General features: G+C 67.1%; 13 protein-coding genes and 1 pseudogene. 3 read left to right on the forward strand and 11 right to left on the reverse strand.

Features of this window, described 5'->3' with window-relative positions:
* Nucleotides 1–144: 144 nt before the first annotated feature.
* The 5 genes from ACXJKH_RS06140 to ACXJKH_RS06160 form a co-directional block, all read right to left on the reverse strand.
* Nucleotides 145–819, reverse strand: a complete 675-nt coding sequence (locus tag ACXJKH_RS06140; RefSeq protein ID WP_457318686.1) for a class I SAM-dependent methyltransferase — start codon at nucleotides 817–819, stop codon at nucleotides 145–147.
* A gap of 172 nt (nucleotides 820–991) precedes the next feature.
* On the reverse strand, nucleotides 992–1,720 hold the full coding sequence (locus ACXJKH_RS06145; protein ID WP_457318688.1) for a DNA-formamidopyrimidine glycosylase family protein: 729 nt from the start codon (nucleotides 1,718–1,720) through the stop codon (nucleotides 992–994).
* Entirely contained in the window at nucleotides 1,713–2,462 is a 750-nt protein-coding gene (locus tag ACXJKH_RS06150) for a DUF72 domain-containing protein (protein ID WP_457318689.1), read from the reverse strand. Before ACXJKH_RS06150 ends, ACXJKH_RS06145 begins: the two co-directional genes overlap by 8 nt.
* Before the next feature lie 3 nt (nucleotides 2,463–2,465).
* A complete protein-coding gene (locus tag ACXJKH_RS06155; RefSeq protein WP_256776373.1) occupies nucleotides 2,466–2,900 on the reverse strand; it encodes a pyridoxamine 5'-phosphate oxidase family protein in 435 nt (144 codons plus the stop codon).
* A gap of 150 nt (nucleotides 2,901–3,050) precedes the next feature.
* The gene (locus ACXJKH_RS06160) at nucleotides 3,051–3,491 is read right to left on the reverse strand and encodes a hypothetical protein (RefSeq protein WP_457318690.1); all 441 of its coding nucleotides are present in this window, start codon (nucleotides 3,489–3,491) and stop codon (nucleotides 3,051–3,053) included.
* Nucleotides 3,492–3,638: 147 nt separating this feature from the next.
* Between ACXJKH_RS06160 and ACXJKH_RS06165 the strand changes: the two genes are divergently transcribed.
* Both ACXJKH_RS06165 and ACXJKH_RS06170 read left to right on the forward strand, forming a co-directional pair.
* The gene (locus ACXJKH_RS06165; protein WP_128096117.1) at nucleotides 3,639–3,953 is read left to right on the forward strand and encodes a metalloregulator ArsR/SmtB family transcription factor; all 315 of its coding nucleotides are present in this window, start codon (nucleotides 3,639–3,641) and stop codon (nucleotides 3,951–3,953) included.
* A 30-nt stretch (nucleotides 3,954–3,983) separates the two neighbouring features.
* Nucleotides 3,984–5,396: a DUF2867 domain-containing protein gene (locus ACXJKH_RS06170; RefSeq protein ID WP_457318691.1), complete on the forward strand. Its 1,413-nt coding sequence runs from the start codon at nucleotides 3,984–3,986 to the stop codon at nucleotides 5,394–5,396.
* Nucleotides 5,397–5,412: 16 nt separating this feature from the next.
* Here ACXJKH_RS06170 and ACXJKH_RS06175 read toward each other — a convergent pair whose 3' ends face one another.
* From ACXJKH_RS06175 to ACXJKH_RS06200, 6 genes and pseudogenes are all read right to left on the reverse strand, one after another.
* Nucleotides 5,413–6,321, reverse strand: coding sequence for an alpha/beta hydrolase (locus ACXJKH_RS06175; RefSeq protein ID WP_457318700.1), 909 nt, complete (start codon nucleotides 6,319–6,321; stop codon nucleotides 5,413–5,415).
* A 103-nt stretch (nucleotides 6,322–6,424) separates the two neighbouring features.
* Entirely contained in the window at nucleotides 6,425–7,903 is a 1,479-nt protein-coding gene (locus ACXJKH_RS06180; RefSeq protein WP_457318693.1) for an esterase-like activity of phytase family protein, read from the reverse strand.
* Nucleotides 7,890–10,214, reverse strand: coding sequence for a TonB-dependent receptor (locus ACXJKH_RS06185; RefSeq protein WP_457318694.1), 2,325 nt, complete (start codon nucleotides 10,212–10,214; stop codon nucleotides 7,890–7,892). Before ACXJKH_RS06185 ends, ACXJKH_RS06180 begins: the two co-directional genes overlap by 14 nt.
* A 228-nt stretch (nucleotides 10,215–10,442) precedes the next feature.
* Entirely contained in the window at nucleotides 10,443–11,579 is a 1,137-nt protein-coding gene (locus tag ACXJKH_RS06190; RefSeq protein ID WP_457318696.1) for a metallophosphoesterase, read from the reverse strand.
* A gap of 310 nt (nucleotides 11,580–11,889) precedes the next feature.
* A pseudogene (locus ACXJKH_RS06195) lies at nucleotides 11,890–12,285 on the reverse strand (DUF1801 domain-containing protein); the annotation flags it as partial.
* 87 nt (nucleotides 12,286–12,372) lie between these two features.
* Nucleotides 12,373–12,876 (reverse strand): GNAT family N-acetyltransferase, encoded by a 504-nt coding sequence (locus tag ACXJKH_RS06200; protein ID WP_457318697.1) that lies wholly within the window; start codon nucleotides 12,874–12,876, stop codon nucleotides 12,373–12,375.
* Between the two features lie 161 nt (nucleotides 12,877–13,037).
* On the opposite strand from ACXJKH_RS06200, the gene ACXJKH_RS06205 reads away from it, so the two are divergent.
* Complete coding sequence (locus tag ACXJKH_RS06205; protein WP_457318698.1) at nucleotides 13,038–13,607, forward strand: TetR/AcrR family transcriptional regulator; 570 nt, start codon at nucleotides 13,038–13,040, stop codon at nucleotides 13,605–13,607.
* Nucleotides 13,608–13,754: the final 147 nt, after the last annotated feature.

The following is a 13,754-nucleotide window of genomic DNA, read 5'->3' on the forward strand; positions in this document are numbered from 1 at the left end:
GTGATGGGTTGTGGACAGCAGGGACGAAGGTCGAGCATCGGCGAAGACATCGGCAACAGGATGCCGCCGAGCCTACTGCACGCGGGGCGCCGACGGACTCACATCGCCACTACATCGCCCGCACGGGACGCCCGTCAGCGTTGCTCATCCAGCCAATGCCGGCACCGCGTCGCGGGTGTAGCGCAGCAGCCGGCCACGTCCCGGGGCATCGCCCTCGTCATCGAACAGCCCGTACGACTCGTTCACCGCATAGCCCTGGGTGGCCATCGCACGCGAGAACGGACCGACGTTGCCGCGGCCGGGATCGGTGAGCAGCAGTTCGGCACTTGGCCGGGCGTGGCGCTGCATCATCGTGGCGATCTGCAGGGCATGGCCGCGCTCGTAGAGCACGTCGCTGCCGATGATCAGATCGAAGCGGCCCAGTGACGCATCCGGCAGCTCCCACGGCAGATCGCGATAGTGGATGGCCGGCAGATCGTTGAGGCCGGCGTTGTAGGCCAGGAACGATTCGGCCAGCGGGTGGTGATCGCTGGCCACTATGTCGGCGCCTCGCCGGGCCAGCACGAGGCTGGACAGGCCCAGGCCACAGCCCAGTTCCAGGATGCGCTTGCCGGCCACGTCGTAGGTGCTCATGGTTTCAGCGAGCACGCGGCCGGCCGGCCAGATCTGCCCGAACAGACTCCACAACGAGGAATGGATACCGGCGCGCTGGGCGCGACCGGTCGGATCGGCAAACTGCTGCAGGTCGCTGAGCGCGCGGATGCGGAAATCGTGACCGGCGATCGGGATGGTGAGGACGCGGGTGGCATAGCCCGGCATGTGCGCTCCGTGGGACACGGGGAGGACCGCTTTCACAGGGGAAAACAGCACTCGGAGAATGGAGCGAAGCGGGCGGTCGGGAACAGACCGCGCAGGACGCACGTAACGGCGTGGGACGGATCCATCCTACAGGACCACCGGCGGCGGGTTCTCATCGCCCCGCCGGAGGGCGTCAGTACTTCACCTGGCAGTTGGGACAGAAGAACGTGCGCCGCCTGGTCTTGCCCGGATAGGTCTTGGACAGCGGTCCCCCACAGTGCGGGCAGGTGCGTTGGGTGTGCACCTGCCAATGGCTGCGCAGTTCAAATTTCTTCTTCCATTCCAGGAAATCGAAACTGTACGCACGCGCCTGCGCGATCACCTTGCCCAGCACGCGTGGCGGAATGTCGCCGACTTTCGATTCGGGATGCACCCGGGTACGGAACAGGACTTCGTTCTTGATGATGTTGCCGACCCCGGCAAAGATCTCCTGGTCCAGCAGCGCGTCGCAGATCAAGGTGTCTGGTTGCTGCTTGAGGCGGCGCCGGGCCAGGCGCGCATCCCACTCGGGCGACAGCACGTCGCCGCGCCAGTCGTAGGTTTCCTCCAATGCACCCTCGATGTACTTCAGCGAGGAGGCGTAGATGTTCAACTCACCGTTGTCGAACTGCAGCGACGCCCTCGGGGGCGACGGCTTGCGCTCGTCGATGCGGTAACTGCCGAACATCAGCATGTGCACGCGCAGGCTGAAATCGCTGAACTGGATCAGGAAGTGCTTGCCAAAGCTGCGCAGTGCCAGCACCCGCCGCCCTTCCATGCGGGTCAGGTCCAGGCTGCTGTTGCCCAGGGCGCGGCGCACCGTCTTGCCACGAAACTTGGCCGCGGCCTCACGCAGGATGAGGATGGAAGGACCTTCAGGCATCGCACATGCTCTTCTGCAGGCGCACGGCGTTGGCCACGGCGAAGCCGTGCGCGGTGTTGTCGAAGATCACCCAGGGCGCGTGACCACCGATGCGCCGGGCTGACACCTGCTCGGCCAGCGCGGCCAGGGCAGCGTCTGTRTAGTCGCTGTAGTACATGCGCGGTGAACCGTGCCATCGCCAGTACTGCCACGTCGGCGTGCCGCCGGGCTGGCCGGCCGCCGGAACGCGGGCCGGATCCACCGCCGCCCGTGCGATGCCGTAGCGCTGCAGCAGTGCGTCGGCCTGCGCGGTGAACCAGCTGGCGTGGCGCGGTTCGCATACCACCGCTGCCGGACTGCGACGCTGCAGAGCGCGGAAGAAGCTGCCCGCGCGTCGCGAATCCAGGGCCAGCGAGGGCGGTAACTGCAGGAGCAGGCTGCCCAGCGTGTTGCCGAGTCCATTTACTTCATCGAGGAAACGGTCCAGCAGCCCACCCACACCGACCAGTCCCGAGTCGTGGGACACCGTGCGCGGCAGCTTCACCGAGAACCGGAACCCCGCGGGTACCGATGCCGCCCAGCGCTCATACGTTTTGCGCTGGTGCGGACGGTAGAACGAGGAGTTGATCTCCACGGCAGTGAACCGCGTGGCGTAGCGGGCAAGCATGCTCTCGCCCGGGCCGAACAGGCCGGCATAACGGCTTGGAATGGACCATCCGGCGCAACCGATCCGGGGTACGTTCAAGGCGGGCATGCCGGCCATCGCTCAGCGCAGGATCTCGCCCTGGTCTTCGCCATCCCAATAGTGGATGCGGCTGGCGGCAACCTGGATCAGCACCAGCCCGGGCGAGTCCACGCCCTGCTCGAACCAGCGCTCCAGGTCTTTCACCCAGTGCTGCTGCATGATCGCCTTGTCGCGGATCAGCGTGGCCCTGCCCTGCACCGCCACGAACAAAGGCGGCTTGCCGAGCAGTGACTTGCTGCCGGTGAAGCTCAGCGCCACCTTCGGATCCTGCTGGATCTCCCGGACCATGTCGGTGTCTTCGGTAGTGAAGAACCAGCTGTCGCCGTCGTAGTCGACGTCGCCGTTGTTGCTCATCGGACGTCCGGCGATTTCGCCATTCTCGGCGCGGGTCTGCAGCATGGTGAAGTCGATGTTGGCCATCTTCTTGGCCAGTTCGGGCAGGGTCAGGGTGGTCATGGCGCATCCAGGCAGGGAACAGGGTTCCAGCGTCGGCGCGCGCCGGTGACTGCGCCGTGCAGGGATGCTGTCGTGGCCTTCACGCGTGCGTTCCACGGCGTGGCCCCGCCTTGTCACCCACCACTTCGGACGGTGGCCCACACGCGATTCTCAACGGCGATGCACGCGCCAGAACAGCGCTCGCCCACCCTCCCGCGGTATGGCCAGGAAACTCTCGGTGGCTGCCTCCGGCTCGTCGCAGCGGCTCACGCGATAGTGGGCCAGTAGGACCTCCAACGACGGCCACGGGTGCAGTCGGAACGCGCTCGGGATCACCCCATCTTTCGCCACCAAGCGACACTGCCCAGGCGGAAGCCAGCGCTCGGGGCCCGTCTCAAAGCTCAACGCACTTTCATTGGTGTCCAGATCATGCGCTTCGCGCAGATCCGTCGCGCTGGCGGGGATCCACGCTGGAATCCAGCCACGTCCTACCGCGTCGTGACGGATCGCGGCGGCCCTATCGGGGTAGGCGGCATACATGACCTCACCCGTGCACCCGGCGCCGAACGCCGTGCCGAGGATCACGGCACAAGACAAGGACAGCGTACGCATCAGACTCCTTCCGTGGTGTGTCCGTGCCGAGTATGCGCGGAACCGGCGTCAGGCGCGTACCGCGCAGCCCGCCGGGACGTCGTACGCGGCTTGACAACGCGGCGCCACCGGGCAACCATTAGTTAACGAATTAGTTAATTACCAGCCATGGACCGCATCTTCGAAGCCCTTGCCTCCACCGCCCGCCGGCAGATCCTGGCCTACCTCAACGGGGGCGAGCTGAGTGCAGGTGAGTTGGGCGAGCGGTTCGATTTCAGCAAGCCGGCACTGTCCAGCCACCTGCGCATCCTGGAGGACGCCGGCTTGATCGAGCGTGAGAAACGCGGCCAGTTCGTCTACTTCCGGCAGGTGCCCGACAGGCTCGCAAACACGCTGTTCGCGTGGGCCGCCGAGGTCTGCCCGGTCGGTGGCCCGCTGCAGCGCGAAAGCCGCGCCCGTGCGCGACGCAAGCCTGCCACGTGAAGTGAACCATCCAACGACAAGGAGATCGTCATGCTGGACACCACCCGTGTGAGTCACTCGTTCCCCAGTGTCAGCCTGCCCTCCTGTGGCGGAGGCAGCCCGGTGGAAGTGGCATTGATCGCCCAGCTCGGCATCGGTGCCGGCGACCAGCTGGTCCGCGATGCAGGGGTCCGTCAGGCGGCGCATCCGCGTTTCATCGACGCCCTGGACGAACCGTCCGCGCGCCTGGGCGGCATGCACCTGGCGCACGATGACGCCTCCTCGCTGTACTCATTCTCGGTGGGCGGGCACGGGCATCCCTTTCATCGCCATGCCGGGCCACGCATGTTCACCGCCATCGCCGGCAGTGGGGGTGCGCAACTGCGGTTTTCCACGGCATCCGACGCGCAGCTGAAGCAGGATCCCGCCGCGTTCCTGCATGCGCTGCGGTGCGTGGATATCCCGCCGGACTGCCTGTTTACCGTGCGCTTCGGCTGCGGCACCTGGCACCAGTTCGTGTCGCGGCATCCGCGCCACCCGGCGCTCTTCGCGCTGTCGTGCCATGCCAACGAGCGCAGCGGTGCGTTGACCGCGCAGCAGCGCGCGCGCATCGACGCCGGTGCAGCCGACATTCCCAGCCTCACCGAGACGCTGCCACCGGCACTGCAGCAGCTGCTGGCGCAGACCGACATGACGCGGCTGCCGGTGGTGAGCCTGTCGTTGCGCTCACCGGCACGGACAGCGTTGGCCGGTCTTTGCGCGTACAGCCGCGACCTGGTCGGGCGTGCACGCAGCCGCTTGGCCTGGCTGCGGCCGGCCCATGGCTACATCGGCCGCAGGGCCGCCGCCCATCCCATCCGCACCGACGCTTCCGCACCCACCGACTCCCTGCTGAAGCAGGCACTGGCAGACGATTTCGACCACGAGGACTACACCACGCTGACCCTGCCCCCGCGCAGTGTCGGCAGCCATTCGGCCGCGGCGGTGCTGGAGGCGGTGCTGGAAGGGTTCGTGTGCAATCCGCCGCCGAGCGTGGGCCGCTTGATGGCGCTGCGCAACGTGCTGGTCGCGCCGCTGCAGCTGCGCACCTCGCCGCTGGGATGCCCGGTGTCGTCACTGCTGTCCGATGACCGCGGCGAACGGTTCGCGCAGCGCTTCCCCGTGCATGCGCAGTCGCGCTCCAACGACGATCGCAGTGCCGAGGTGCTGCTGGGTGCCGACGACCGCCACCTGCGGTTCCGCTCGTGCGTGCGTGTGCAGTTGCTGCTCGATGGTGCCGCCGTGGTCGCACTCGGAACCCGGGTGCGCGCCCACAACCGCTTCGGTCGGCTCTACATGGCAGCCATCAACCGGGTCCACCGCCGCCATGTCAGCCCGGCCATGCTGCGYATGGCCGTTGCCCATGCGCTGGCGCCTGAGCTGGTGCGGGCAACGGCGCTGCAGCCGGCGGCCGGGGCGGCCTGACCCGGCCGGCAGAGGCTCAACCCCCGTCGTACGGCTCGCTGCCCGGGAATACCTGCAACAGGCTGCGGGTCAACGTCGTGGGATACACAGTGAGATGGTCCTCGCCGTCGATCACCGAGGTATCCACCTGCAGCCCTTCGTAGCCGCGCTGGCGCAGGCGATCGGCGAAGGCCTGGTTGTCCTTGAGCATGTCGTTGCGGGTGAAGTAGCGCGGCTCGGGCTTGATGGTCTCAAAGCTGCCGATCGCCAGCAGTACCCGCGCCGGCAGCGCGCGATGCTGCTGCGCGTAGGCCTGCTCGAGCTGGTCGATCACATGGTTGTCGAACCACAGCGACGGACTGGACAGGATGTAGGTCTGGAACATCTCCGGCCGCGTGACCAGCACGAAGCTGCCGAACAGGCCGCCATAGGAATGACCGGCGAAACTGCGCCGCGCCGGGTCGGTACGGTAACGCGCGTCCACCGCCGGCAGCACATGCGCGGCGAGGAAATCGCGATAGTGCGCCGCGCCGCCGTAGACCACGTCATCGCTGTAGTCGTCGTCGTTGCGGCGTACCGGACGGGTCGGGGTGTAATCGCGCGAGCGGCTCTGCTTGGAGGTCAGGCCCTGCTGCGGCGGCAACCCGACCAGAATGAAGTCCTCCAGGTTGTTGCCCCCCTGCCCGACCAGGTTGCGGATGCTGCGCACCAGCGGAAAGCTGTACAGCGCGTCGGTCACGTACAGCACCGGGTAGCGCCGCTCGGGGTGGGCTGCATAGCTGGCCGGCAACGCCACCCAGATCGGGTAATCGCGTCCGGCCGGGTCGTGCACGCTCCAGCTTTCGGTATCGGGCAGCACCACACCGGTTACCGCTGGAGCCGCCGCAGGCGCGCGGTGCAGCGCATCGCCCTGCGTCACGCAGCCGCTGGCCGTGGCCAGCACCATCATCGCCCCGAGACCTGTGTACATCGCTTTCATCCGCACCCGCCCTTCACCTGAAAGTGCAAGCCTCGCAATTCCACGCGCGCTTGCCAAGCTGACGAGCGGCTCAGTGCGGATCAGGCGTCGGCGCGGGCAACGTCAACCGATACACCAGCACCCGATTGTCGTTGTCGTAGGCACTGTCGCAGGCGTGACCCTGCATCACGCAGTGGCGTGCGATGAAATCGTTGTCGTTGCCCACCATCAGCAGCCGCTCATCCGGGCGCTTGGGGTCCAGCGTCGGCAGCAGGTCCATCGCCTCCCACTTCTCCGACAGCAGTGCGGCATGCGCGCCCTGGGCGGTGTCTATGTCCAGCCGGGCGCGGGCCAGCTGCACCGGGTCGAGCAGATCCAACAGCACGCGGCTGCGCGCCGGCACGATGCCGGGCTTCAACGCGGTGCTGTCGCGCTGCGCCAGAACCGACGTGATGCCCTGCTCATACGCACTGGCCGCCAGGTTGCTGGCACCGCGGGTATCGACCAGCAGCACCGACTTGTAGACGATGGGATCGCGCGAGTCGCTGCCCAGCCCGTTGCCATCGCGGGCCAGCAGCAGAAAGCGATGGTCGTCCAGGGCGCGGAGCTCGCTCTGGGCGGCGGTGCGGTCCTGCCGGCCCTTGCCATCGTGCGCATAGGTGGGCAGCTGGAGCACATAGTGGCCGATCGGCTGGGTGGGCAGCGGATCGCGGCTCACGTCGTAGACCATCACCCGGGTGTTGACGCGGCCGCTGGCGTCGCCCGTGGCGGTGTCCTGCACCAATGCGCTCTGCAGCGCGACGAACAGGCGGCGTCCGTCGGGCGACAGACCCATGCCCTCCACGCCCTGGTTGTTGCGCCGGCCACTGTCCGGCGCACGGCGCGAATCGAACATGACCCGCCCCTCGCGCCGGGGCTGCACCGCCGGCGGCGGCACGATGACCCCCTGCAGACGACCATCGGGGGCGAAGTAGTACACGTGCGCGGCGTACTCGTCGCCGATGTAGAAATGCCCATCGGCGGTGAACTGCAGCGATTCGGCGTCCAGCGATATCCTGCCCGCGCCCACGCCCTGCGCGGGCGATGGCAGCAGGATGCCGTTCTGCGTCACGGTGTGCTCGCCCGGATCCGCGCCGGTGAAGGGCTGCCCGTTGAAGTCACGCAGCAACAGCCCGCCGTCGGGAGTCAGGGTCACCTTGCCGACGCGCTCCCCCGTGCCCTTCTCAATCCGCAGCTGCAGGCGTTCCAGGCGCCCGGCGTAGTCGTAGAACAGGCCGGCATCGGGATCGTTGCGGCCGCGATCAGGCAGCGTCCACAGCACGCCGCGGTAGCCGTCAGCGGTGCGCTTCCAGCGCGCGGCATCTACGGCCAGCGACGAAAACGATCCCAGCGTATCGCCGAGAAAATCCAGGGTGCCGGCCGGCAGCACGCCGGAAGCCACCAGTACCGGCATGTCCGAAGACACGTCGGAAGACATCGGGGCCGCCGCGAAGACCGGCCCCGCCATCACTGCCAGCAGCCCAATCCACGCCACGCCGCGCTGCCATGGCCTGCCATCAGAAGCGGACATCGACCGTCCCGAACACCTGGCGCGGTGCGGAGGCGTGGAAGACGTAGATCGAGCCGGTCGGGTCGCTCGGTGCGAACACGCTGGAATCCAGGTTGCTGGCATAGCGCTTGTCGGTCAGGTTGGTGACGTTGACCGACAGTCGCACCCCCTGGGCGAAACCGATCCGACCGAAGTCGTAGCCGCCGGACGCATCGAACACGGTGAACCCGCCAAAGCCCTGGTCGTTGGTGTAGGTGTAGAAGCGCTCGCCGGTGTACTTGCCCCGCAGCGTGGCAAACCAGCCGTGGTCGCGCCAGGTGATCTCGCTGGCGAACATCTGCTTGGGCGTGTCGGTCTGGATCTTGCCGTCGATCGGCTGCACCACGCCGGCCTGGACGTAATCGGAGCGGTAGGTCGAGCGGTTCAGCGAGGCCGAGTTGTACCAGCTGACGTGCTCATTGGGCGTCCACACCACGGTCAACTCCGCACCGCGGCTGTCCACCCCACCGGCATTGTAGAAACGATTGCCGCAGCTCGGCCCCACCGGCTGGCGCGAATCGCAGGGGTTGTACTGCAGCAGGCGGTTGTCGAAGCGCACCGTGTAGGCGGCCAGCGAGGCCTGCAGGGTATCGCCGACGTAGCGGTAACCAGCTTCAAAGGAACGCGACTGTTCCGGCTTGAGATCGCCCTGCRCATTCCATGTGGCCTGGCTCACCGCCTGCGGCCCAAGCTTGAAGCCGCCCTGGAACATCGCGATGTTCTCGGCATAGCTGGCGAACAGTTCCTGGCTGTCGGTCAGGCGGACATTAGCACCCACGCTGGGCAGCGCGGACTTGCGCATCTTCAACCGCCCGGTGGCGAACTGGTTGTTGGAGCTGGCCGCGATCGGCGTCCTGGCGGTGCCCGGCAGCGCCTGCGCGTCGGAGGTGACGTGCGGGCTCTTGATCCCGAACTGCACGGTGAGCCGGTCGTCGAGCAGGCGCCAGGTGTCCTGGAGATAGACCTGTTTGGTTTCCCATCGGGTGCGCTGGGCGAACACGCCGACGTCGGCCTGGGTGCTGTTCATGCCGCTCAGGTCGCGCGGGCCGGTGACCGCGGTCTGATAGCGCTCGGCGCTGCTTTCATTGCGCTCGTACCAGAGGCCACCTTCGATGTGGTGCGCGCCCAGGTCCCAGTCGAAGGACAGCGTGGCACCGTTGCGGTCGATCTCGTAGACGGTGTTGCGGAAGATGATCGGCACTTCCTGCGGCGTGCCCTTGTTGGACCATGCACCGCTGTTCCAGTTGTGGCCTTCGCCATGGTCGTCGTGGTGGTAGGCCAGCGCGTGCACGCTGAAGCCATCGCTGGGGAAGAAGTCACCGGACAGGTAGTACAGGTTGTCGTCGCGCAGGATCTGCCCGGCGGTGAACGCCCCGTCCGCATCGCGGTCCGGTCCGGACGCGTCGCACTTGGCCTTCACGTAGGTGGCGGTGTTGCAGTAGGCCTTGGCCACGGCCTTGTTCCAGTCCGGCGCATAGCCGCCCCAATCCCAGCCCAGTCCGCGCGCCATTTCATTCTTGGACAGATAGAAATAGTCGGCCTGCGAGGTGCGCGAGGTATCGACGAAGGCGGCGATGCGGCCGTTGCCGAAGTTCCAGACACCCTTGGCGTTGAACTGCCTGGTGGTCGACTGGTTGTAGGCGCTCTGGTCGTTCCACATGTCCGAGCCCGCGTTCATGCCCGACACATAGGCCGAGAAACCGTTGTGCTCGCCGGTATCGGCGCGGACGAAGGTGCGGCGGTTGCTGTCGCTGCCGAAGGTCTGCACCAACCGTCCGCCCATCGTCGCCAGTGGGTTGTTGGAGGTATAGCCGAGCGTGCCGCCCAGGTTGCTGGTGGACGGCGTACCGAGGCTGCCGATGCCTACTGCCAGTTCCGCACCGGCCATGTTCTCACTGATCAGCGCGCGGTTGATGGTGAGGCCGTTGTAGTTGTTGTACGCGCCATCGCCGAGCGGCACGCCGTCCAGCGTGTAACCCAGCCGCGTGGCGTTGAAGCCGCGCAGGCTCAGGGTCATCGACTGCTCATTGGTGCCCAGCGCATCGGCCGACTGCGCATTGACGCCCGGCAGGATGTTGATCGCCTTCTGCAGGCTCGTGCCCGGCGGCAGGATGTCCAGGTTCTGCGCGGTGATGCGCTGCACCTGGCGCGCTTGCCCGCGACCGATCACCGACACCGCGTCCAGATCGGTGGGAGTGTCGTTACGCGGCACCGCCGCCGGGGCAGCATCGTCCGCCCAGGCCGCCGGCGTCATGGCCAGGATCACGGCGGCGGCCAACAGGGTCTTCTTCATGGTTCAAGCGCTCAGGCAGGCACGAACCACCGTGCCGGACGGCGCGGTGCTCGCAGGGAAAGAGGGGATTGAAACGGCAGGGYAGTCGGTGGACGGCTGCTGCCCGGTCGTTAAAATTCTTTCACTGCGGCATGACTGTCATATGACAGCCAGCGCCCATCGCATCCCTGTGCCGCTGACGTCCGATGCACATGAACACCACCTCCACGGGTATCGACCCGCATGACGTCAATGCGTGGCGTGGCCCCGCCGCAGCGTGATCAACGTGATTTCCGACGGCACGCCGATCCGCGCGGGAAACCCCGGCCACAGGCCGGCACCGTTGCTGACATACAGGGTCATGCCATCGACCTCGTAGCGGCCGGAGACATAGCCGTTGTTGGCACGCTTCACCAGCTGGTCCATGCCGACGATGTGGCCACCGTGGGTATGCCCGGACAACTGCAGCTTCACTCCGTGGGCGGCGTTGACGCGCGCCGCGCCCGGGCGATGGTCGAGCAGGATCACCGGCGCGGCGGGATCGGCACCGGCGAGTGCGGCAGTGATGTCCGGCAGTGGCAGCCCGTAGTTGGCCGCCACTGGATCGGTCACCCCGGCGATGGTCAGCGCAGCGTCCTTGCGCGTCACTGCCACGTGGCTGTTTTCCAGCACCTGCATGCCCTGCGCGCGGAAGGCCTGCATCCAGGCGGTGTACTGCGCGTAATACTCGTGATTGCCGGTGATCGCGATGACGCCATCGGGGGCACGCAACTGCGCCAGCGGGGCGAAATCGGCCGCGCGTGCGGCCACGCTGCCGTCGATGAGATCGCCGGTGATCACCACCAGGTCCGGCTTCAGCGCATTGCTGTTGGCCACCACCTTGGACACCCAACGGCCGGTGAGCAGGCGGCTGGCGTGGATATCGGTCAGCTGCAGCACGCGGTAACCGTCGAACGCCTGCGGCAGGTCATCGATGACCACCTCAATCTGTCGCGTCTGCGGGACAGCCATGCCCTGCCAGATGCCATAGGCGGACAACAGCAGTGCCACGCCCATCGCGCCGGGCCGCAGCCATGCGGTGCGCAATGCGGCCACGCCACGCGGGCGGCGCAGCAGGCGTGCGCCCAGCAGCGCGGCATCGATCAGCAGCAGCAACACGGCGCCCAGCAGCAGTGCGGTAAAGCCGGTAGCCAGCACCGCGATCACCGCCTTGGGAATCTCCGGCGACGCCATGGTCCCGGCAAAGCGGGCCACGATGCGATGGTGCAACGCCAGCGCCACCACCAGCAATCCAAGCGGGCCACGTACCGACAGCGCCATCCGCATCGGCCAGATCACACGCCACACCACGTACAACGCGAGCAGCACACCAACAACACTCAGCACAGGCACTTCCAGTTTCAACAGGGGGAGACTGCAGCGCCCGCCTCGCGGCGGACGTGCAGCGCACCATCTTTGCCGAAACCGTCCGCGCCTGCCACCGCGCATCTGTCATATGAACGAAAGGCATATGCCGGCGACGTCGCGCCCCCGCAGTGCGCTATGGCGTGGGCGGACGCGATGCACGCGTCGCAGCGACCTTCCTTGCCGCAGGAGCGCTGCTCGCCGCGGGCGTGCTCTTGGCTCCTGCCGTCGTCTTCTTCGCCGCTGCTTTGTTCGTTCCGGTCGGCACGACAGCGCGTCCCGCCTTCGCGGCCTTGCCGGCCACATTCAATTCCACTGCCGCACGGATCAGCGCCTTCAACGCCGCCGTGTCGATCCGCTCGCCTTCATGCACGTCGATCGCCCGCCGTGTGTTGCCCTCGAGGCTGGCATTGAACAGACCGGTGGGATCGTCCAGCGCCGCGCCCTTGGCGAAGGTCATCTTCACCGCGGTCTTGTAGGTTTCTCCGGTGCACAGGATGCCGTCGTGCTCCCAGACCGGCACGCCCCGCCACTTCACGCTTTCCACGACCTGGGGATCGGCCTGTTTGATGATGCGGCGCAGGGTCGCCAAGGTCTTGCCGCGCCAGTCGTCGAGGCTGGCGATCCTGGCATCGATCTGTTGCGAGGCGGACGTGGCGTCAGCGGGAACGGCGGCGTTGAGTGGCATCGCGGGGCGTCCAGCAAGGGGGCCTGACCGCGTTATAGACCCCGCCGGAGGCGATGACAATGCACCCGGACGGCAGTCGCCTGTAAATCAGCGCGGGTAGCGGTACACCTGATCGCCTGGGTCGCTACGCACGGCAGTGGCATCCAGCACGCCGCCCAGCCGCCGGGCGACGCCGGCCGAGGACGGGTTGTCCGCAGACACGCAGCTGACCAGCGTCGCCAGGCCGAGGGTGTCGAAGGCCCAGTCGCGCATCGCCGTCGCCGCCTCGGTGGCGTGGCCTTTTCCCTCGTGGCCGTCGTACAGCAGCCAGCCGAGTTCCTTTTCCGGGAACAGCGGGCCGTCATTGATGCCGACCTGGCCGATGCACTGGCCGTTGTCGGTCCGCTCGATCATCAGCGCGCCGTGCCCGAAGAACTGCCAGCAGGCCTGGTCGTGGCAGAACATCCCCCACGCCGCCCGCAGGTCGAAGGGACCGCCCAGGCCCACCGCACGGGGCGAGGCCAGGAACGCCCGGTAGGCGGGAAAATCGGCCTCGGTCTGTCGGCGCAGCAGCAGGCGTGGCGTGCGCAGCGTGATCGGGGCAGAAGGCATCGCGGGGCTTCCAGGCTCGGCAGACAGGCCGGCATGGTCCCGTGTCTCGCCGACAGCCGGCAAGCGCCGGGGCTGAACGGATCCCGGCCAGACCTTCGCCTGCACTTGCAGCGCAACCGCGCCCGGACTATAAATGAGCAAGCACTCACTTACTCATTCCCATGGCCCGCCCGCTCAGCGAACAGAAACGCGATGCAATCCTGGACGCTGCCGCCCAACGGGTGGCCGCGCAGGGCATTGGCGCGTCCACGGCGCAGATCGCGCGCGCGGCCAAGGTCGCCGAAGGCACGGTGTTCACCTACTTCGAGACCAAGGACGCGCTGCTCAACGCGCTGTTCGTCCGCCTGGAAACCCGGCTGTCGCAGGCGCTGGCCACCGACTTCCCCGCCGACGCCGATGCCCATGACCTGTTGCAGCACGCCTGGTACGCGCTGGTCGCCTGGGGCTCGGCCTACCCGGTGGACCGCATGGCGCTGCGCCAGCTGAAGGTGTCCGAGCGCATCAGCGAACAGACCCGCACCCAGTGCGCCGGCCTCTTCGGCAGCATGCTGCAGTCGCTGGAAACCCGCCTGGCCGACCACATCGATCCGCAGCGCCTGCCGTTCTACCTGGGCCGGGTGCTGATCAACCTGCTGGAGACCACGCTGGAAGCGATGGCCGCCGCACCCGACCAGCGGCAGCAGTTGCAGCAGGCCGGCTTCGACCTGTTCTGGAAAGGCATCCAACGTTGATTCGTAGCTTTGACCCAATAAATGAGTGCCTGAACACTCATAAGCCTGAAGGTGGCGCATGAGAGCCCTCCCCCTGCTTGCCGTCGCCTTCACCCTCACCGTAATTCTCGGGATGACCCTGACCTTGCCTATCGCCAACCATGACGC

Source organism: Stenotrophomonas sp. P5_B8, from assembly GCF_054049855.1.